Source organism: Microbulbifer sp. A4B17 (genome assembly GCF_003076275.1).
Lineage (GTDB): Bacteria > Pseudomonadota > Gammaproteobacteria > Pseudomonadales > Cellvibrionaceae > Microbulbifer.
Genome location: NZ_CP029064.1, coordinates 3,858,604 through 3,878,057 on the forward strand (window position 1 = coordinate 3,858,604; position 19,454 = coordinate 3,878,057).

The following is a 19,454-nucleotide window of genomic DNA, read 5'->3' on the forward strand; positions in this document are numbered from 1 at the left end:
ACTGATGGGAACAGCCCTATCTGGCACGATTGATCCCCTAACAGTTATTCAATTTTTTTTAGCCAGAAAGGGATTCACGCCGAATGAAAATGGAAAGAAATAAGCGAACGACAAGGGACTATCAGGCCGCCAGAATCAGCATAGCCCGCCAAAACCTAACAAAAAAGCCCGGCAAATGCCGGGCTTTTAAAATTGTTGAGCTGGCCTGTAAGCCGGGTTCTGTCGAGGACAATCATTCATCTGGGATGCCTGTCGCCAGACACCTCAAGCGACCTACCCGCCCTCAGTGCGGGTCACACCTGTAGAGGGCCTATTTGGTCTTGCTCCGAACGGGGTTTACCGTGCCGCGGACTGTTACCAGCCGCGCGGTGCGCTCTTACCGCACCCTTTCACCCTTACCTGTACTCCCAAAAAAGGAGCCATCGGCGGTCTACTCTCTGCTGCACTTTCCGTAGGTTCACACCCCCCAGGCGTTACCTGGCGTTCCACCCTATGGAGCCCGGACTTTCCTCCATCGCACAAGGCGACAGCGATTGCCCGGCCAGCTCGCGGCGAAGAGTAAAGAGGCGACAAGCGGATTGCAACAGGCAATTGCAGCAATCGATGCCTTATTTTTGCTCCAGACTCCAGTTGTACAGGACTTTCTTTTTAACCCCGGTTATTTCTGCAGCGATCGCAGCCGCTTTTTTCGGCGGTAACTCTGCCAGCAACAGTGACATCACACGCTGCGCCTCCCCATCCAGCTCACTGTCACGAGAGCGCTCCGCACCACGCACCATCAAAACAATCTCACCGCGCTGCTGGTTGCTGTCAGCGCGGACCCACTCAACCAACTCTGCCAGAGGCATCAACTGAAAAGTTTCAAAGGCCTTGCTGACCTCGCGGGCTATCACCGCTTCGCGATTGCCGCCAAACACGGCCGCCATTGCCTCCAAAGTGTCGGCAACCCGGTGAGGGGCCTCGTAGAACACCAGGGTACGGGTATCACTGGCCAACTCCTGTAGAGCTCGCTCACGGGCACCGGACTTAGCCGGCAGGAATCCCTCGAAACTAAACTTGTCGCTGGGGAGTCCGGCGGCGCTCAGTGCGGAGACAAAAGCACAAGCCCCCGGTATCGGGGAGACTTTGATTCCACGCTCCCGGGCTTCACGTACCAGGCGATAACCGGGATCTGAGATCAGCGGGGTGCCCGCATCGGAAATCAGGGCAATGGTCTGGCCCTGCTCCAAGCGCTGCAAAATCTGCTCTGTGCGCTTGTCATCCGAGTGATCGTGATATGCCATTAGTGGCGTATCGATATTAAAATGGGAAAATAATCGCTGACTGTGACGTGTGTCCTCCGCCGCAACCAGATCGGCACATTGTAGAACTTCGATCGCTCGCGGTACCATATCGGCCAAATTACCAATGGGCGTAGCGACAATGTAAAGCAGCGCCTGATCCGGCCCCATAGTTGTTCACTCCAAATATAAATATTGCGGGAGAAGATTATGTCCGCCTCTTCCCGGCGCACCTCTACTGTAATCACCAGAATGGCAGCTGCCTCACTGGCAGTAGCACTGGCTGCTTGCCAGACACCGGCTTCCCGGCCAAACGTTTACCAGCCGAATTACTCGGCCGGACACAATGCCAGTCGCAGTGAAGCTGTGCGCATGCTGCGCAGTGCCGAGACCCTGCCGGCGCCGGCACGGGATCAACAGCGCCTGCAAGCGGCCGCTATTCTATACGAGCTCGGGGATAAAGAGACGGCAAAAGAGGCGGTAATCAAAATTACCCCTGAACAGCTGGATGACAATCTCTTTGCCAGCTATGCACAGGTCTATGGCCGTTTGCTCGCTGCAGACGACGATTTCTTTGAGGCCCTAGACCTGGCGGCCTCTCCACGCCTGGAAAATGTTTGGCCGCAGTTGCCACAAGAGACCGCTCTGCCCTTACGCACCCTTCGCGCCGATTTGTGGGGGCTTCTGGGCAACCTGGACAGCGCAATCAATGAGCGACGGGAAATTTCTTATATTGCCCGGTCCGATAAAGCGATCACTGAGAATAACAACGGATTTTGGCACCTCCTGACGCAATTGCCGTCCAGTGAGCTACAGACCCGTGCCACCCAAAGCAACGACACCCAGATGCGCGCCTGGTATCAGCTGGCTCTCTTAGGCCGCGATACTCAAACTGACATCAGCTCACAGTTGACCGCCCTCAGCCGCTGGCGAGAGCGCTGGCCGGCCCATAGCGCCAACGCTCATCCGCCCCAGGCCTTGCAGTTACTTGAGCAGTTAGCTACCCAGCGGGCGGACCGCGTGGCGCTGCTACTGCCATTATCCGGTCCTCTGGGCAACGCCGGCAGGGCAATCCGGGATGGCTTTATGGCCGCCCACTACACCGCCCTGAATGCTGGCGGCGCCACGCCAAAAGTGATGGTCTACGACACCGGGGTCGATCAGCCTTTCGAGGAAATTTACCAGAGCGCAGTAGATGCCGGCGCGCAGATGATTGTTGGCCCCCTGGATAAGAGCAAAGTGGCCAACCTGCTCGCCACCGAAAAGCTGCCGGTACCCACCCTCGCCCTCAACTATGGCGATGAGGGGCGTCTGACCACCGACCTGGTCCAGTTTGGCCTGGCAATTGAAGATGAAGCGCGGCAAATTGCCCAGCACGCCTACCGGCAGGGCAAACGACAGGCAATGGTCCTCACCGCTGACAATAGCTGGGGACAGCGCGGCGCTGAAGCATTTGAAGAAGAGTGGTTGCGCCTCGGTGGCTCCATTAGCATTCGCCGGACGTTTAAGGACAACAGCAAGTTCTCGGCTCTGGTCAGCGACTCCCTGTTAATTCCCGCCAGTAACGCGCGCAAGAAGGAATTGCAGAGTCGCCTGGCGGCAAAGCTGGAATTTACCCCCAGACGCCGTGACGATGTCGATATGGTATTCCTGGCAGCACAACCCCAGCAGGCGCGCCAGCTCAACCCTATGCTGACCTACTACTACGCCAGTGACCTGCCCGTATACGCTACCTCCCATGTCTTTGGTGGCAGCATCAATCGCAATCGCGACAGGGACATGAACGGTATTCGCTTTACCGCTCTTCCCTGGCTGTTTGAAAGCAATCAAACCAAGCAGGATATCGAGGAGCAGGCGTCGCCCGCACCGGCTTTTGCCCGACTCTATGCCCTCGGTGCCGATGCCTTCCGCCTCTACCCGCGCTTACCGATGCTGCGCCAGTTCCCGGAACAGAAAATGCACGGTCTCACCGGCGCACTGAGCCTGAGTGCCGATGGCCGCATAGTCCGCGAGCAAATGTGGGCGCGAATCGACAAAGGGGTGCCGGTGCCCATCACTACCGTCGAGCCCCAGCTGCCACAGCGAGAGCCGATCGAGTTAAGTGGGAATCGTGAGGCTTTTTAAGGGTTCAAGCGGCACTGTCGGCAGCCAAATGGAGGCTGCCGCAGCCCGCTATTTAAAGCGCGCAGGGCTAACTCTGCTGGAGCGCAATTATCGCGGTTCACACGGAGAGATAGACCTTATCGCCCGTGAAAGCGATACTGTCGTGTTCGTGGAGGTGCGCTTTCGCCGCAAGAGCAAATTCGGCGGGGCCGCAGCCAGCGTGGATTCACGCAAGCAAGCCAAGCTACTGGCCACTGCCAGCCGCTATTTGCAGCAACAAAAACTGGATTGTCCGTGCCGCTTCGATGTCCTTGCCATAGACGGCGATGCACAAAACATTCAGTGGATTAAAAACGCCTTCGAAGCCTGAGGCGAAACCGAGATTTACCCCGTCAAGTTATGGTGAGTTTTAGCTCGCCTGAATTAAGGACACAATGGAACAGCGAGTCGTAACCCTTTTTCACCACAGCCTTGAAGCCACAATGAACGCTGGCGAGATACTGGCCCCGCTGATAGCAGAAGCCAGTGAAATGGTGGTGCATACTCTCTTGGCAGAGAGCAAAGTCCTGCTCTGTGGCAATGGTGTCAGCGGCGCCCTGGCGCAGAGTTTTAGCTCGCAACTGACGGGTGGGTTCCAACGCGAGCGCCCCGGCTTGCCGGCAATGGCGCTTAATAGCGACGGCGTTTCCATGGGAACCGTTGCCTCAAACCACGGCGGTGCGGACACCTTCGCACACCCTGTTCGCGCCCTGGGGCAACCCGGTGATCTTCTCGTGATTATCAGCAGCGACGGGCGCGACTCAAACCTGGTTCAGGCCATGCGTGCAGCTCGGGATCGGGATATGGGCATACTCGCACTCACCGGTGGTGATGGCGGCGACTGCGCCGCGCTTCTGGATACCCACGATATTGAACTCCGAGTGCCATCCGATGTCGCAGCAGAGGTACACCAAGTACACCTTCTGACTATTTTTTGCCTGTGCGACCTAATCGACAGTAGTTTGTTTGGTGGCTACGAGGAATAAACGATGAACAACAAAAAGTTGACCCTGGGGAAATATCTACTGGCTGCCCTCGCGGCGACCACTTTGCTAGCGGGATGTAGCACCCTATTGGAGGCCACCCATGACGGCCCCATTCAGCAGGACCCTGGCGAGCGATCTTTTGGCACCTATATTGATGACCAACGCATCGAGACAGTGACCACAGTTAATATTAACAAGGCCCACCCGGACCTGAAAACCTCAAATATCAATATCAATTCTTTTAACGGTGTCGTTCTGCTCACCGGCCAGGTGCCCAGCCAGGAGCTGCGCTTATTAGCTGGGCGCACTGCGGAGCAGGTGCAGAATGTCCGCCAGGTCTACAACGAAATCCAGGTACGCGGTCAGGTCACCCTGCTGGCCAGCACCAGCGATACCTGGCTGACAACCAAAGTGAAAAGCAACCTGTTCGCCAATAAAGAAGTGGACAGTGGCCGTATCAAAGTCGTGACAGAGAATGGAGTAGTGTATCTGATGGGACTGCTGACACCCGCCGAGGCAGAGCGAGCGGCAGAGGTAACCCGCTCAGTGGGCGGGGTACAGAAAGTTGTGAAAGCAGTGGAATACATCAACTAACCTTTCCCGCACTTCGCAAACAAAAACGGAGGCAACCGCCTCCGTTTTTTATTGGCCATCAAACATGCAATTTATACGCGCTCAATAGCAACCGCCGTGGCCTCACCACCCCCGATACAAAGGCTCGCCACGCCTTTCCTGGCATTGCGCTTCTCCATCGCCGCCAACAGGGTTACCAGGATCCGGGCACCACTGGCACCCAGCGGATGACCTAAGGCACAGGCACCGCCGTTAACATTAACCCTCTCCCAGGGCAAATCGAGTTCTCGCATAGCAGCCATAGTCACTACTGCAAATGCCTCGTTAATCTCGAAAAGATCCACGTCCGCAGCTGACCAACCAGCATTTTCCAACAGCTTGTGCATAGCGCCGACCGGGGCTGTGGTAAACCACTCGGGCTCACGGGCAAACTGGGACTGACCTTTGAGCACCGCCAGAACTTTCAATCCACGCTTCTCAGCTTCGCTTCTGCGCATCAGCACCAGCGCTGCAGCACCGTCGGAAATTGAGCTGGAATTCGCTGCAGTTACGGTGCCATCTTTACGAAATGCTGGCTTTAACTGAGGGATCTTATCCGGGCGGGCATTGCCTGGGGCCTCGTCAACGCTAACCTCAACCTCACCTTTGCGGGAGGCAATCGTGACTGAGGCAATTTCACGAGCAAAATCTCCACTTTCAATCGCAGCCTGGGCGCGCGCCAGGGATTCCAGGGCAAAAGCGTCTTGCTCCTCCCGGGTGAAATTGTACTTATCTGCGGTAGATTCAGCGAAAGTGCCCATCAGCTTGCCATCGGCAGCATTTTCAAGGCCATCCAGGAACATGGAGTCTTTGACCTCTCCGTGACCCAGACGCATACCAGAGCGAGCCTTGGCGAGCAGATAAGGCGCATTGCTCATACTTTCCATACCACCAGCAACGATAACCTTACCCTCGCCCATAAGCAGGGCATCGCGGGCCATCATCACCGTCTTCATTCCGGAGCCACAGACCTTATTAACGGTGGTACAGGGAGTACCCACCGGGATTCCAGCCCCCAGAGATGCCTGGCGCGCCGGAGCCTGGCCAACGCCCGCCGGCAGCACACAACCCATAAGTACTTCATCCACATCGGCAGGTGCCACACCCGCATCCTCCAGGGCTGCGCGAATTGCCGCTGCTCCCAACTGCGGGGCAGTAAGGGCTGAAAGGCTGCCCTGCATAGCGCCCATCGGCGTACGCGACATTCCGACAATCACCACGGGGTCCGAAGTTACATCACTCATTCTGGCTGCTCCAAGTTCTGTGCCGCCATCAATGTAGTGGCGGCAATTGTTTTAATGTCGCCGCATTATAGCCGAAGCGCCACCCCGCTCCGCCAGAGGCGTGCGACGGATGCACAGTAGTATCAGCCTATCGTGTTACTATTTACGCCATTAACAGGGATATATAGGGAGGCGCCATGGGGTCTACGGGACTTATTGTGTTGGTAACCATTGCCGCACTTTTGTTTTACATCATCAGTATTTTCAACAAACTGGTTTCACTCAAAAACCACAGCGAAAACGCATTTGCGCAGATTGAAATACAGTTAAAGCGACGTCACGACCTCGTACCAAATCTGGTAGAAAGTGCCAGGGCATACCTGAATCACGAGAGGGAAACCCTGGAAGCGGTTATCAGTGCGCGAAATACCGCGATTTCAGACCTCAAAACCGCCGCTAGAAACCCCACTAATGCCGCCGCAATCGATAAGCTCGGCCGCGCCGAGGGGTTTCTCAACAACGCATTAAGCCGCCTGAATATGGTGATTGAGGCCTACCCGGAACTGAAAGCCAACCAAACCCTCGCCGAACTCAGCGAGGAGCTAAACAGCACCGAAAACCGGGTGGCATTTGCCCGCCAGGCCTTTAACGACTGCGTCACCATTTACAACATCTACAAGCAGAGCTTCCCACCGGTATTCCTGGCCGGCTTATTCGGGCACAGGGCCAACGCCAAACTGCTTGAGTTTTCAGACTCAGAAACCCTGCAAGTCGCCCCACAAATCGAGTTTTAAACCATGAACTTCTATGTTCATCAGGATAAAGCCAAGCAAAGCAGTCGCTTACTGGTTTTCTTATTTAGTCTGGCGCTTATTACCCTGATTGCCCTGAGCACTCTGGCTACAGCTGCGATGGTATCACTATCCCGCGGCCAGCCCTTTCTCCCCTCGGAAGTTGTACAGGTTCTGGGCTGGGAAACCCTCGCACCAATAGCCTTTGCCATCGCCATCATTGTTGCCTTGGGCAGCCTGTACAAATTCCATCAGTTATCCCCCGGGGGGAAAGCTGTGGCCGAATCCCTTGGCGGACACAAACTCAATATTGCTGCGAGAAGTGACCGGGAAAAGCGCGCACTGAATATCGTAGAGGAAATGGCTATCGCAGCGGGTATCCCGGTGCCCGATGTCTATATCATCGAAGATGGAGCAATCAATGCATTTGCCGCAGGCCAAAACCCGACCGACGCTGTTATCGGTCTGACGCGAGGCTCATTAGAAAAACTCACACGAGAAGAGCTGCAAGGAGTTGTCGCCCACGAGTTCAGCCATATTCTGAACGGCGACATTCGCCTTAACACCCAGATCACTGGACTCCTGCACGGAATCTTAATTATTGGGCTTTTGGGGCAACTTTTGGTCAGAAGTCCTGCGCCACACAAACGTGTAACCCCGTTAAGGTTCCCTCTACTGGGCCTTGGAATAATCCTGATCACCCTTGGCTATATCGGCACACTGACCGGTAACCTGATCAAGGCTGCGGTCAACCGGCAGCGAGAATTTCTTGCCGATGCCTCTGCAGTACAATTTACCCGCAACAACCTCGGCATTGCCAACGCACTGAAAAAGATCGGTGGCCACAGTTCAGGCTCGGAGCTAAGCAGCCCCAGCACCGCGGAGTTCAACCACATGCTTTTTGCAGTTGGGGTGAAACGTTCTTTGCTCAGCCTTTTTGCCACTCATCCTCCGCTAGCTGTGCGCATCAAGAGGCTGGAGCCCACCTGGAGTGGCCACTTCGCCAATTCAGAAAAACAGGCGTACAGTGAAATGCAGACTGCAATATCCCAAGATCCGAAAAATGCGCAGCTAGCCATGGTTGCTCCTACGACTCCTTTTCAGGTCGCACTGGATGCGATCGACAACAGCATCACTAAACCAGATACACACCAAGTCGAATTTGGGCACCAGCTGCTGGAATCCATCCCGATCTTGATCCAACAGGCTGCACACGAACCCTTTACAGCCCGGGCGCTGGTTTACTTTCTTCTTTTACACAAGGAGAAAATCGAGAGAAACAAGCAGCTGCAGCTTTTGGAGAAAATTGCCCACCCCGCTGTTATCCGGGAGATGCAAAGACTTAAACCGCATATGGAGTCAATGCCTGGCAGCGCCCGCCTCGTATTAATTGACCTGTGCATCCCTGCTCTGCGCGCCCTTGTTCCCCAACAGTATCAGGTTTTTAAGCGAAATCTGATTAAGCTTCTCCACAGCGATGGGAAAGTAGAAGTTTGGGAGTGGGCCCTTTATAGGGTTTTGATGCACGCACTCGACGGCGCTCCAGATCAACAGCGCCTTTCCTCCAACAAAAATGCCAATAAGGATGCGTCGCGATTTATCATTGCCGCTATAGCCCACGCGGGAAACAGCCAATATCTCCCAGCAAAGCGTGCTTATGAGAAGGGACTTACTGCTCTCGGCCTTGAAATAACCCCGCTACCCGGTATCGCTGATATCACCCTGCCGAGACTGGACAAAGCCATTGCCATCGCCAGCCTTATTCCACCCCTGGAAAAACCTAACCTGCTGAAAGCGATAGTGACGACCTTAAATCACAACGGCGTTATTAAAGCGGAAGAAATCGAATTATTGAGAGCCGTCGCTGACAGCCTGGACTGCCCAATGCCTCCAATTATCAACAAGACTTACTAATATCGATAGCGCCGACGCAGAGGACGGCGCTGCGAGCCATCATGGAACATGATGCTGATAAACCGGCCCAATACCCACGCTCCAAAGAATTACTGAGCCAATAAGCACCGTAACCATCATTACCAGCGCGACTGTCAATACAGCGCAAGCATATAGAAAAGCCCGATCCTTATTCATATTCATCAGGATCGGAATACCGGCAAAGACCAGGTAAATCGAATACATCCCAGCAATACCCACTGATGCCATTGTCAGCCAGGGATGTGGATAAAGGACGACAATACTAGCCAGAAAAATTGGTGTAGTAATAAACACCGCAAGTGCCGTGCCCTCGTAGTGGCGTGTGGGTTCATCACCCTCAACACCGTAGGACCGCGCCATCCAGTTGATAAACTCACCGAGGCAATAGACGCCAACCAGCAACGCAAAATAGGTGACAACCGACAGAACAGCCGCGCTCTCCGGCGTCAGCTTTGCAAGGTGCCCCCCAACCTGGAAACCCACTCGGGTCACACCAAAGTAACCGGCAACAGTAGGAATCAACGCTAAAAGCGGCACATGGGTTACGAACACTTCAAAAAATGAGTGTCGATCAGCGCGTATCGCCTCCCACTCTTTTTCGGGGTTGGTAAGAATACCTATTGTATGACTGAGTAACCGCACGCCAAATCTCCCTTTTAATACCCTGTTTTGCAGTATCGGTGGCGCGCAACAGATTGACCAATGCCAAAAGGGAATTAAGCGTCAGTTTCAAATTTACTTGATTTATATCAGCTGTGAACAGACAGACAGTTTCGCCCATTTCTCTTTGCTTTATACAGCGCCTGGTCAGCCGCTTTGAGGATACCCTCAGGTTTCCTAAGCTTTTTACTGCGGTGGGCAACACCAATACTCACGGTAATTTTTAGAGGTTTTCCCCCACCCTTACCTCTCTGTGACACCCCTGTTGAGATACGCCCCGACGATCTCAGACGCAACGGATAGCATGCAATTTTTTCTCGCAACGCTTCCAGCTGGGCCTCTTTCGCCTTGCGATTTCGCCCCGGAAGATAAATAACAAATTCCTCTCCTCCATAGCGAAACACAGTACCATTAGCATGACGGACGAGCTGGACAGCAACCATTTGCAAAGCCTGATCCCCCACTTGATGGCCATAGCGATCATTCAATTTCTTAAAATAATCTATATCCACCATGGCGATACTGTAATTCCATGCAGGTGTCAGCATCTGATAGCGAAAAGCCCGCCTGGAATGAAGCCCTGTCAATTCATCGCGAAACGCCAACTCATAACTGGCTCCAAGTAGCGATGCAACCAATAATATTCCCGCTACAGACCCGGTAAATTCGAGGGGAAGCTCTATCCAAACACTAAACAGCAGCAAAAGTGTGCAACTAAAAAGACCCATTGCAGTGGGACCGGGATAGAGGAAAAGTAAGGCGAAGGCACCAACTGCAGACACACTGCCAACGAGTTGCGGCAGCGAAAATGACTCGGGGGCAAATCTGGACAACCAGCCAGGTAAATTTTCGATAGGGAAAGCCAGTCTCAGGGGAGAGCAACAATCGTAGAGCAGGACAAAACCCACACCTTCAGCCAGTAAGAGCAGAGTCCATAGCACCCCAAAAATACTGAATACACTGCGGTCTCGGCTACAGGTAAATAGTACCAAATTAACCGCGACCAATGAGAGAAAAAGCGGAAGCTCCCTGGGTGAGCCGGGTAGAAGCTGAGAACTGGCCGCCATGTAAAGAGCCATAATAAGCAGCGCTGCAAGCACCACCCGGCTCGAGCGAAAACCAAAACCGAGCAACGCCGCCATCCCCAGCAGTAAAATTGGAAATTGTGGGCTGTATAAGGGGGTCAGATCGATCCAGGGAAGATACTGCGCAACGAGAAGCACCAGAAGCATCCCTGGCAGCCAGATAAAGCGCAGCCATTGAAGATACGGCGGCATGAGATTTGCGGCAATAAAATATAACGCGCCATTATACAGACTTAGAGCAAGAGCATACCCGGAACTGGATCACAGAAAAAAAGGAAAGGGGGCTGGCAGGGCTACAGGGTTTCGCCCTGCCAGAGAAAGGGAACGTTATTTGACGACACGTAATGCCGGCTTTTTAACCGACTTTTTACCCAAACTGGTAGGCGGTGTAGGCTCTGGCGGCTCTGGAGTTTCCTCGGCCTCAAATACCATTCCCTGTCCATTTTCCCGCGCATAGATGCCGACCACAGACCCCACTGGAACCTGAATATCCGTCGGCACACCGCCAAAACGAGCATTAAACCTGATGGCGTAGTTATCCATGGTCAGGCTGGCAACCGCTGACTCCGAGATATTCAGAACTATCTGACCATCATCGTTTACATGCTGCTGCGGTACCAGAACACCAGGGAGGTGTGTATCAACCAGAATATATGGAGTGCACCGGTTATCGGTTATCCACTCGTAAAACGCCCGCAGAATGTAGGGACGATTGGATGTCATGGCCGGCTTGCTCACCAGTATTCCCTCAACGCATTTCCCGTTCGTATTCGGTCAGACTCTGCTGGAACGCCTCACGGGCAAACAAGCGGTCCATATAATCCAGCAATGGTTTAACCTGCTTGGTTTTCGGAAGGCTGATCTCAAACTGCTCAAGGCGCCACAACAGCGGAGCCATGCAGCAATCCACCAGAGAAAACTCTTCATTAAAGAAGTACGGCAGGTCGGTAAACATCGGTGCAATACCAACCAGGTTATCGCGTAACTCTTTACGAGCAGAGGCCGCGTCCTTACCGCCAGCAAGGATCTTGTCGACCAGGGGACACCAGTCGCGCTCGATACGATGCATAATCTGGCGGCTCTGTGCCCGGGCAACCGGATAAACCGGCAGCAGCGGCGGATGCGGGAAACGCTCGTCCAAGTACTCCATCATCACCTTGGTCTCAAACAGAACCAGATCGCGATCTACCAAGGTTGGCAAGGAGTTGTAAGGGTTGAGGTCAGCGAGTTCAGCTGGTTTATCGTCGGCGTCCACATCAGTGATATCGACGGAAACCCCTTTCTCGGCAAGTACAATACGTACTCGATGGCTATAGTGGCTGCGACCATCAGAGAAGAAGGTCATCGAGGAGCGCTTGTTGGTAGGCACACCCATGTTCAAACTACCTCAAACTTTAAGCCGGCTGGAGCCGGCCTTTTATTCAAAATATAAAAGGGCAGTGAGTAACCCCACCACCCATTAGAGACAAAATATCGACGGCCTTAGTGGTGCACGTCTTTCCAGTATTCGCGGTTCAGCAACCAGGCGAAGATAAAGAACACAAAAATAAATGCCAGCACATAGAAGCCAATACGTTTGCGATCCTCAGCCATCGGCTCAGCAATGTACTCCATAAAGTTGACGAGGTCATACATAGCCCCATCAAATTCTTCTGGAGTCATAGAGCCTTTCACCTTGCCTACCTCCAGGCTACCACAAGCAGCATCCATAATCGGGTTACCCAGCTCATCCCGGACAATTTTTCCGTGATCACGCTTGGGTCCGGGGGCACATTCCTGCAAACCCTGCAGTTCCATCAGGACATGAGGCATGGCCACGCTGGGGAATACCTTGTTATTAACCCCAGTTGCACGACTGTCGTCCTTATAAAAGCTGCGGAGGTAAGTGTAGAGCCATTCCGGTGAGCGAGAACGAGCAACCAGCGTCAGGTCCGGCGGCGCGGCGCCGAACCATACTTTGGAGTCATCTGGACGCATGGAGATCGCCATCAGGCTGCCGATCTTGTCGTCACCCAAAACCAGATTCTCCATCATCAACTCAACCGGGATATCCAGGTCAGTGGCCACACGCTCCCAACGGGAGTAATTGGCACTGTGACAACCCATGCAGTAGTTGACGAAGTACTTGGCACCGCGCTGCAGGGACGGTTTGTCCCGCAGGTCGATGTTGATGTGATCCAGCTCCACCTCAGATTCTGCACCTACCGCTTTAATCGGGATAAAGGTCAGCAGGCCAACAACGATAATACCGATAAACAGGATGCCGAAAGTTTTACCGCCAGACGGGCTGGTTACACGCTCGGGCTCAGGGTAGACCTCATCACGATTGGTAATCCAAGGCAGCAAAGTAAAGAAGGCAGCGAGCAGCAGAGTTACAACCACCATGAAAGTATTCACAGAGTAATTAGCTACCGCCATCCACAGGAACAGCACGCCGAAGATGACACAAACAGCCCAGGAGCCAATGCCTTTCTTACTCTTCGGATTCGTCCAAACCGGCATGGTCAGGAAGAAGGCAAAGTAGAACAGGGTCGCTACCTGAGACAGGAAGTTGCGATCCGGGGTCGGAGATTTAACGCCCAGATAGCCAAGGATAATAAATACTGCAGCAAACAGAAGCAGCAAGCCCTTCGGCAACCAACCCTTGTAGCGGATCGAGCGAACCGGGCTCTTGTCCAGCCAAGGCAGCACAAACAGGATCGCAATAGCGGCACCCATGGCTACCAAGCCAAGGAATTTCGCAGTAAGCGGACCGATATCCATAGTAACCGCACGCAGGATTGCGTAGAACGGCGTAAAGTACCAAACCGGTGCAATATGAGGTGGTGTCTTCAGCGGGTTCGCTTCTTCGAAGTTAGCGTGCTCCAGGAAAAAGCCGCCCATCTCCGGGAAGAAAAACACCACGGTAGCGAAGATAAACAGGAATACCGCGATACCTACCAGGTCGTGAACAGAATAGTAGGGGTGGAAAGGTATGCCGTCTTTGGGGATACCATTCTCATCCTTGTTCTTCTTGATCTCGATACCATCCGGGTTGTTGGAGCCCACTTCATGCAATGCCAGGATATGAAGAACTACCAGCAGCACCAATACCAGCGGCAGCGCAATGACGTGCAGGGAGAAGAAGCGGGTCAGGGTAATACCGGAAATCAGGTAATCACCGCGAATCCACTCAACCAGACTGTCACCAATGCCGGGAATCGCTCCAAACAGGGAAACAATCACCTGGGCGCCCCAGTAGGACATCTGGCCCCAGGGCAGCACATAGCCCATAAAGGCTTCTGCCATCAGCACCAGATAGATACACATGCCGAAGATCCACACCAGCTCGCGAGGCGGCTTATAAGAGCCGTACATCAGACCGCGGAACATATGCAGATACACCACTACGAAGAAGGCGGACGCACCTGTCGAGTGGAGATAGCGTATCAACCAACCCCATTCCACATCGCGCATGATGTACTCAACTGAGGCAAATGCCTCCTCGGCGGAGGGGTTGTAGCTCATAACGAGCCAAATACCGGTTAACAGCTGGTTAACCAGCACCAGCAGGGAGAAAACACCAAAGAAATACCACAGGTTAAAGTTTTTGGGCGCGTAGTACTTGCCCATGTGCTTATCCCAGGCCTGATAGATTGGCAGTCGCTGATCTACCCAATCACCGAAATTTACAAGCCATTTCATGCGGTGCCCTCCTGGTCTACGCCAATCACGATTACATCGTCGTTCTCATAGGAATAAGGCGGCACCTCCAGGTTGGTAGGCGCGGGAACACCGGTGTAAACACGGCCAGCCATATCGTACTTGGAACCGTGACAAGGGCAGAAGAAGCCACCCATCCACTCATCGCCGCCCAGGTCGGCGGCACCTACTTCCGGACGGTACATAGGCGCGCAGCCCAGGTGTGTACACAGGCCAACCAATACCAGAAGTTGTGGTTTGATGGAGCGATTTTCCGGATCTACATAAGCCGGCTGAATGGATTCCTCGGAGTTGGGGTCGCGCAGTTGAGGCTCCACTTTCTCCAGGTCTTGCAATATTTCGTCGGTACGGCGCACAACATAGACCGGCTTGCCGCGCCACTCTACGGTGACCATCTGGCCCGGTTCAATTTTGCTAATGTTGTACTTAACCGGAGCTCCAGCAGCTTTCGCCTTGGCACTCGGCTTCCAGGAAGCGACGAAGGGAACGGCAACCCCCACCGCACCCGCGCCACCAACAACTGAGGTGGCAGCGGTTAGAAAACGGCGCCGTCCTACATTTACACCGTCATCACTCATGACGTAGTTCTCCCATCACAGCGACCCCGATAGCCCGGAGATTCGCTGGCCCAAACCCAAAAAGTCTTGAAAGAAGTCCCGCCCCGGCAGATTGCCCGCGCGAATAAACCCCACAAATCAAGCGGATACAAATCGGCGCAATGTTAAAGAAAATGCCAATTTGATACAAGGCAATGCTATGGGGAACGTCGGGAATCACGCGGCGAAAGCGCGATTAATCCAGCAAAAGTCATAAGAGCGCTGAATAACCACAGATACGGGAATATAAAAAAGCCCGGCAAAAGCCGGGCCAAAAAGAAAGCTTAACGCTTGGAGAACTGCGGCTTCTTACGCGCTTTGCGCAGACCCACTTTCTTACGCTCAACCTCACGGGCGTCGCGGGTAACATAACCAGCGGCGCGCAGCGGTTGACGCAGCGCTTCGTCGTACTGTATCAGGGCACGGGTCAGGCCGTGACGGATAGCACCCGCCTGACCAAAGGAACCGCCACCTTTAACAGTAACAGTGATGTCGAATTTCTCGACCATTTCAACCTTTTCCAGCGGCTGGCGCACGATCATGCGAGCCACTTCACGGCCGAAGTATTCGTCCAGAGTGCGACCGTTTACGGTGATCTTACCTTCGCCTGCTGTGAGGAATACACGAGCAGTAGAGGTTTTGCGGCGGCCGGTACCGTAGTATTGAGTAGTTGCCATCAGATTTATTCCCGTTTAGATCGCCAGTTCAATCGGCTGTTGAGCCACATGAGGATGTTCACTGCCGCTGTATACTTTCAGCTTCTTGAACATGGCACGACCCAAAGGACCTTTCGGCAGCATGCCTTTAACGGCGCTTTGAACGGTGCGCTCGGGCGCTTTTTCGATCAGCTTTTCGAAGCTGATGGATTTAAGACCACCGGGGTAGCCGGAGTGGCTGTGGTAGATCTTGTCTTTGGCCTTATTACCGGTCACGCGAACCTTTTCAGCATTGATTACAATGATGTAATCGCCAGTGTCCACGTGGGGCGTGTATTCAGGCTTGTGCTTGCCGCGCAGGCGGGTTGCGATCTCGGCAGCAATACGGCCGAGGGTCTTGTCCGCAGCGTCAACAATATACCAGTCGCGTTTTACCGCCTCTGGCTTGGCACTGTAAGTCTTCATGTTATAAACACCTGTAATATGACCCCCAGAATTAGGGGCCGTCCCACAAAAGAGCGCGGATAGTACAAAAGGAGTGTATGCTTTTCAAGCGGAATTTACCCCGACTCGACAGACTTATTCGGGGCGGTGGGGCCGCTCCAGATATTCGCGGGACTGCATCTCCAAAAGCCGACTCACCGTGCGCTCAAACTCAAACTTAAGATTCCGGCCGACGTACAGTTCCTCAGCTGGGACTTCCGCAGAAATCACCAACTTCACGCACCGGTCGTAAAATTCATCCACCAAATTAATGAAGCGACGCGCCTGGGCATCCATACGCTCATCAAACTTGGCCACCGACCCCAGAAGCACCGTATGGAACTCCCTTGCCAGCTCGATATAGTCATTTTGCGATCGCGGCCCATCGCACAGATCCACAAAATCAAACCAAGCAACATCATCCGCTACTTTCAGGGCTCGAATTGGGCGCCCCTCCACTTGCAGCTGAACCTCGCTACGAGCTTCGCAGCCGCTGACACTCAGCTGTGAAAAACTCTGCTCCAGACTGCTATCCGCCTCAGGCCCCAGCGGAGAATGATATAACTCCAATATCTCCAGGGTACGCAGCCGGTAATCGGTACCGCTATCGACATTGACCACCTTGGTGTATTTCTCCAGCAGATCGATGGCCGGAAGAAACCGCACCCTCTGCAACCCATCCTTATATAAGCCTTTGGGCACAATATTCGAGGTCGCCACCAGGGCCACCCCCCGGCGGAACAACGCATCCAACAGACCGGCCAATATCATGGCATCGGCAATATCTGAGACGAAAAACTCATCAAAGCAGAGCACCCGAGCACGACGGGCAATCTTATCTGCCACCTTCTCCAACGGATTCTTCTCCCCAGCGTACTCCTTTAGGTCCTGGTGAACCCGCCGCATAAAGCGATGAAAATGAGTGCGCTGTTTTTCCGCGAACGGCAGAGACTCGAAAAATGCATCCATTAAGTAGGTTTTTCCGCGACCTACCCCACCCCAAAAGTAGAGACCCTTCTCAGGCTCAGTAGCACCACTGCGAAAGCGGGACAAAAAACTGACGATGGCACCGCGCTCAGACCGGGCCACCAGGCGCCGATGAAGATCCTGCAACTCCTCAACCGCCTGACGCTGGGATTGATCCTCAACAAAGTCAGGGCGCTGAAGATCGCTCTCATAACGCTCAAGAGGGGAAGAAAATAGTGGTTTGGCGGGCAACATAGAGGAAAATTTCTTCGACTACTGAATAACTGGCGCGCACTCTATCAAATTCAACCAATCTGCGCATGACCACAGAGCAACGGAGTTGGCACCCTTTACAACAATGTAACCGCCCGAAATAGCCAGCCCTCCCCACAAACTGGAACCAGGCACCAACCATTCTGTCGCAATTGACCGACAACATTAATTGTCAGCGTAATAATCGCGTATACTGGCCACTCTATTATGAGAGCCAATAGTCACGTAACAGGGGCTACCCATAGTGCAGAAGCCAGCATAGCCAGACTGAGGCTGCTTCACCTCCCCTGCGAGGTAATCTGTACAATAAAAAGTAAGTTGAGGAGGTAGTAAGTGCACTCTACATCGGTATTAATTCTAGTTGGCGTCCTCGGTATGACACTGGGTGCATTCCTCGCATTCCTTGCTGTGCGTGGGCGTACCAGTGTGGAGCGCTCAGAAGAGCTGGAACAAAGACTCCGCGAGGCCAACAACAAACTGGAAGACTTCCAGCTGCAGGTTAACGACCATTTTGACCAGACGTCACAACTTGTTCACAACCTCACCGAAAGCTATAAAGAAGTTCACGAGTATCTATCCAACAGCGCCCTGCGCCTATCCAGCCAGGATATCGGTCGCCAGATGCTGAAAGCTGGCAGTGGAAAGTTGAAAGACAACGATGAGAAGCTCCAGGATATAGAGCCCCCTCGTGATTGGGCCCCCAAAGAGCCTGGCGCCAAGGGCACCCTTGCCGAAGACTATGGGCTCGAAAAGGAAGCTCACGAGAGCAGCTAGAGGGTGAGAAAACCTCGCGCGACAGTAAAGTAGATGCAGTTTCCAGAATTAAAAAAGGCGGGTAATTACCCGCCTTTTTTAATCGACACTTACAGACTCTGATAGTAATCCATCAAAATCTGTGCAACTTCAGGACGGGAAAACTCTGGGGGCGGTGCGATACCATCACCCAACATTTCACGAACTTTGGTCCCCGAGAGCAGAATAAAGTCTTCTTTAGTGTGATCGGGAACATCACGCATCATCACCACCTTATTCAGCTTCTTTGAATAAGCGGTGTGGTCTGCACGGAAAATTTCAATCTCAAGAGCACCTTCAGGAACCTTCTCATCAAAGATTGTCTGCGCATCAAAAGCACCATAGTAGTCGCCAACACCGGCGTGATCGCGACCAACAATCAGGTGGCTACAGCCACAGTTCTGGCGGAATACCGCATGCAGTACCGCTTCACGCGGGCCGGCATACAACATATCGAAGCCATATCCGGTAACCATCACAGTATTCGCCGGGAAGTACAATTCCACCATCTTGCGAATCGAGGCATCACGCACCGGAGCGGGAATATCGCCCGGCTTGAGCTGACCGAGCAGCATGTGAATCAAAACACCATCTGCTTCTACGCCATCCAGAGCCATCTTACACAGCTCTTCGTGCGCACGGTGCATCGGGTTGCGAGTCTGGAAAGCCACAACCTTATTCCAGCCGCGCTCTTTAAATTCATTCCGAATCTCGACCGCAGTGCGGAAGGTATCCGGGAAGTCGTTCTGGAAGTAACTGAAGTTCAGCACTTCGATCGGACCTGAAACCAGGGTTCGACCAGCAGATTTGAAAGTTGCTACACCAGGATGCTTTTCATCCAATGTACCAAATACCTGCTCAGCCATAATATCCATCTGCTCTTCAGAGATGGTTTCAATCGCCTCAACATCCATAACGGCGAGAACAGGGTTGCCCTCTACGTTCGGGTCACGCAGAGCAATACGGGAAGCACCGTCAATTTCACTGGCATCTTTGATGACATTGACAACGGGTACCGGCCAAAACAAACCATCTACCGTACGCAGGGTTTTAGCTACGCTCATGGCATCAGCCAGGTTCATATAGCCGTGCAACGGATTAAAGTACCCCGCCCCAAGCATCACCGCATTAGCGGCGGCAGCAGAACTGACCACGATTGACGGCAGAGACTCTGCTTCGTGCATCAGCTCGTGATGCCTTTCACTGTCATATACAAAGCGTGGCTGTAGCTCAACACTGCCATGGGGGCGAACTAGGGACATTTAGGTCTCC

The 19,454-nt window shown here is 53.5% G+C and carries 19 protein-coding genes and 1 other RNA gene; 7 read left to right on the forward strand and 13 right to left on the reverse strand.

All coding sequences use genetic code 11. The features are described 5' to 3' along the window. Positions 1-192 precede the first annotated feature (192 nt). Together rnpB and rsmI are read right to left on the reverse strand one after the other, a co-directional pair. An RNA gene (gene rnpB, locus BTJ40_RS16955) (RNase P RNA component class A) lies at positions 193-549 on the reverse strand. Between the two features lie 59 nt (positions 550-608). Beyond that, positions 609-1,451, reverse strand: a complete 843-nt coding sequence (gene rsmI, locus BTJ40_RS16960) for a 16S rRNA (cytidine(1402)-2'-O)-methyltransferase (protein WP_108734200.1) — start codon at positions 1,449-1,451, stop codon at positions 609-611. 39 nt (positions 1,452-1,490) lie between these two features. On the opposite strand from rsmI, the gene BTJ40_RS16965 reads away from it, so the two are divergent. The 4 genes from BTJ40_RS16965 (at position 1,491) to BTJ40_RS16980 (ending at position 5,002) form a co-directional block, all read left to right on the forward strand. Beyond that, positions 1,491-3,404 carry a penicillin-binding protein activator gene (locus BTJ40_RS16965; protein WP_108734201.1) on the forward strand — a complete coding sequence of 638 codons (1,914 nt, stop codon included), beginning with the start codon at positions 1,491-1,493 and terminating at the stop codon, positions 3,402-3,404. Further along, positions 3,391-3,753 (forward strand): YraN family protein, encoded by a 363-nt coding sequence (locus BTJ40_RS16970; protein WP_108734202.1) that lies wholly within the window; start codon positions 3,391-3,393, stop codon positions 3,751-3,753. The genes BTJ40_RS16965 and BTJ40_RS16970 overlap by 14 nt, the downstream gene beginning before the upstream one ends. Positions 3,754-3,817: 64 nt before the next feature. Next, positions 3,818-4,408 (forward strand): SIS domain-containing protein, encoded by a 591-nt coding sequence (locus BTJ40_RS16975; protein WP_108734203.1) that lies wholly within the window; start codon positions 3,818-3,820, stop codon positions 4,406-4,408. A 3-nt stretch (positions 4,409-4,411) separates the two neighbouring features. Further along, positions 4,412-5,002, forward strand: a complete 591-nt coding sequence (locus BTJ40_RS16980; RefSeq protein ID WP_108734204.1) for a BON domain-containing protein — start codon at positions 4,412-4,414, stop codon at positions 5,000-5,002. Positions 5,003-5,073: 71 nt separating this feature from the next. On the opposite strand, the gene BTJ40_RS16985 is transcribed toward BTJ40_RS16980, so the two are convergent. Continuing rightward, on the reverse strand, positions 5,074-6,264 hold the full coding sequence (locus tag BTJ40_RS16985) for an acetyl-CoA C-acyltransferase (RefSeq protein WP_108734205.1): 1,191 nt from the start codon (positions 6,262-6,264) through the stop codon (positions 5,074-5,076). A gap of 176 nt (positions 6,265-6,440) precedes the next feature. On the opposite strand from BTJ40_RS16985, the gene BTJ40_RS16990 reads away from it, so the two are divergent. Both BTJ40_RS16990 and BTJ40_RS16995 read left to right on the forward strand, forming a co-directional pair. Then, on the forward strand, positions 6,441-7,037 hold the full coding sequence (locus BTJ40_RS16990) for a LemA family protein (protein ID WP_108734206.1): 597 nt from the start codon (positions 6,441-6,443) through the stop codon (positions 7,035-7,037). Positions 7,038-7,040: 3 nt separating this feature from the next. Beyond that, positions 7,041-8,948: a M48 family metallopeptidase gene (locus tag BTJ40_RS16995; protein WP_108734207.1), complete on the forward strand. Its 1,908-nt coding sequence runs from the start codon at positions 7,041-7,043 to the stop codon at positions 8,946-8,948. Positions 8,949-8,987: 39 nt separating this feature from the next. On the opposite strand, the gene BTJ40_RS17000 is transcribed toward BTJ40_RS16995, so the two are convergent. From BTJ40_RS17000 to zapE, 9 genes are all read right to left on the reverse strand, one after another. After that, positions 8,988-9,611 (reverse strand): Yip1 family protein, encoded by a 624-nt coding sequence (locus tag BTJ40_RS17000; protein ID WP_108734208.1) that lies wholly within the window; start codon positions 9,609-9,611, stop codon positions 8,988-8,990. 107 nt (positions 9,612-9,718) lie between these two features. Then, positions 9,719-10,906 carry a diguanylate cyclase gene (locus BTJ40_RS17005; RefSeq protein WP_108734209.1) on the reverse strand — a complete coding sequence of 396 codons (1,188 nt, stop codon included), beginning with the start codon at positions 10,904-10,906 and terminating at the stop codon, positions 9,719-9,721. Positions 10,907-11,041: 135 nt separating this feature from the next. Continuing rightward, complete coding sequence (locus tag BTJ40_RS17010) at positions 11,042-11,437, reverse strand: ClpXP protease specificity-enhancing factor (RefSeq protein WP_108735312.1); 396 nt, start codon at positions 11,435-11,437, stop codon at positions 11,042-11,044. Positions 11,438-11,462: 25 nt separating this feature from the next. Continuing rightward, positions 11,463-12,089, reverse strand: a complete 627-nt coding sequence (locus BTJ40_RS17015) for a glutathione S-transferase N-terminal domain-containing protein (RefSeq protein WP_108734210.1) — start codon at positions 12,087-12,089, stop codon at positions 11,463-11,465. Between the two features lie 107 nt (positions 12,090-12,196). Then, positions 12,197-14,398 (reverse strand): ubiquinol-cytochrome c reductase, encoded by a 2,202-nt coding sequence (locus BTJ40_RS17020; RefSeq protein WP_108734211.1) that lies wholly within the window; start codon positions 14,396-14,398, stop codon positions 12,197-12,199. Beyond that, positions 14,395-14,994, reverse strand: coding sequence for a ubiquinol-cytochrome c reductase iron-sulfur subunit (petA, locus tag BTJ40_RS17025; RefSeq protein ID WP_108734212.1), 600 nt, complete (start codon positions 14,992-14,994; stop codon positions 14,395-14,397). The genes BTJ40_RS17020 and petA overlap by 4 nt, the downstream gene beginning before the upstream one ends. A 302-nt stretch (positions 14,995-15,296) precedes the next feature. Next, positions 15,297-15,689 (reverse strand): 30S ribosomal protein S9, encoded by a 393-nt coding sequence (gene rpsI / locus BTJ40_RS17030; protein ID WP_108734213.1) that lies wholly within the window; start codon positions 15,687-15,689, stop codon positions 15,297-15,299. Between the two features lie 15 nt (positions 15,690-15,704). Then, positions 15,705-16,133: a 50S ribosomal protein L13 gene (rplM, locus tag BTJ40_RS17035; protein WP_108734214.1), complete on the reverse strand. Its 429-nt coding sequence runs from the start codon at positions 16,131-16,133 to the stop codon at positions 15,705-15,707. A 114-nt stretch (positions 16,134-16,247) separates the two neighbouring features. Further along, positions 16,248-17,372 (reverse strand): cell division protein ZapE, encoded by a 1,125-nt coding sequence (zapE, locus tag BTJ40_RS17040; protein WP_108734215.1) that lies wholly within the window; start codon positions 17,370-17,372, stop codon positions 16,248-16,250. Positions 17,373-17,723: 351 nt separating this feature from the next. Here zapE and BTJ40_RS17045 point away from each other — a divergent pair, with 351 nt between their 5' ends. Then, complete coding sequence (locus BTJ40_RS17045; RefSeq protein ID WP_157954137.1) at positions 17,724-18,164, forward strand: YhcB family protein; 441 nt, start codon at positions 17,724-17,726, stop codon at positions 18,162-18,164. Between the two features lie 89 nt (positions 18,165-18,253). Here the strand turns inward: BTJ40_RS17045 and sat are convergent, their stop codons facing one another. After that, positions 18,254-19,444: a sulfate adenylyltransferase gene (gene sat, locus BTJ40_RS17050; protein ID WP_108734217.1), complete on the reverse strand. Its 1,191-nt coding sequence runs from the start codon at positions 19,442-19,444 to the stop codon at positions 18,254-18,256. Between the last annotated feature and the right edge of the window lie 10 nt (positions 19,445-19,454).

Excerpts from the sequence above, each read along its gene's own strand:
- rsmI (WP_108734200.1), bottom strand. The coding sequence starts at position 1,451 with ATGGGGCCGGATCAGGCGCTGCTTTACATTGTCGCTACGCCCATTGGT.
- BTJ40_RS16965 (WP_108734201.1), top strand. The coding sequence starts at position 1,491 with ATGTCCGCCTCTTCCCGGCGCACCTCTACTGTAATCACCAGAATGGCA.
- BTJ40_RS16975 (WP_108734203.1), top strand. The coding sequence starts at position 3,818 with ATGGAACAGCGAGTCGTAACCCTTTTTCACCACAGCCTTGAAGCCACA.
- BTJ40_RS16980 (WP_108734204.1), top strand. The coding sequence starts at position 4,412 with ATGAACAACAAAAAGTTGACCCTGGGGAAATATCTACTGGCTGCCCTC.
- BTJ40_RS16985 (WP_108734205.1), bottom strand. The coding sequence starts at position 6,264 with ATGAGTGATGTAACTTCGGACCCCGTGGTGATTGTCGGAATGTCGCGT.
- BTJ40_RS16990 (WP_108734206.1), top strand. The coding sequence starts at position 6,441 with ATGGGGTCTACGGGACTTATTGTGTTGGTAACCATTGCCGCACTTTTG.
- BTJ40_RS16995 (WP_108734207.1), top strand. The coding sequence starts at position 7,041 with ATGAACTTCTATGTTCATCAGGATAAAGCCAAGCAAAGCAGTCGCTTA.
- BTJ40_RS17005 (WP_108734209.1), bottom strand. The coding sequence starts at position 10,906 with ATGCCGCCGTATCTTCAATGGCTGCGCTTTATCTGGCTGCCAGGGATG.
- BTJ40_RS17010 (WP_108735312.1), bottom strand. The coding sequence starts at position 11,437 with ATGACATCCAATCGTCCCTACATTCTGCGGGCGTTTTACGAGTGGATA.
- BTJ40_RS17015 (WP_108734210.1), bottom strand. The coding sequence starts at position 12,089 with ATGGGTGTGCCTACCAACAAGCGCTCCTCGATGACCTTCTTCTCTGAT.
- BTJ40_RS17020 (WP_108734211.1), bottom strand. The coding sequence starts at position 14,398 with ATGAAATGGCTTGTAAATTTCGGTGATTGGGTAGATCAGCGACTGCCA.
- petA (WP_108734212.1), bottom strand. The coding sequence starts at position 14,994 with ATGAGTGATGACGGTGTAAATGTAGGACGGCGCCGTTTTCTAACCGCT.
- rpsI (WP_108734213.1), bottom strand. The coding sequence starts at position 15,689 with ATGGCAACTACTCAATACTACGGTACCGGCCGCCGCAAAACCTCTACT.
- rplM (WP_108734214.1), bottom strand. The coding sequence starts at position 16,133 with ATGAAGACTTACAGTGCCAAGCCAGAGGCGGTAAAACGCGACTGGTAT.
- zapE (WP_108734215.1), bottom strand. The coding sequence starts at position 17,372 with ATGTTGCCCGCCAAACCACTATTTTCTTCCCCTCTTGAGCGTTATGAG.
- sat (WP_108734217.1), bottom strand. The coding sequence starts at position 19,444 with ATGTCCCTAGTTCGCCCCCATGGCAGTGTTGAGCTACAGCCACGCTTT.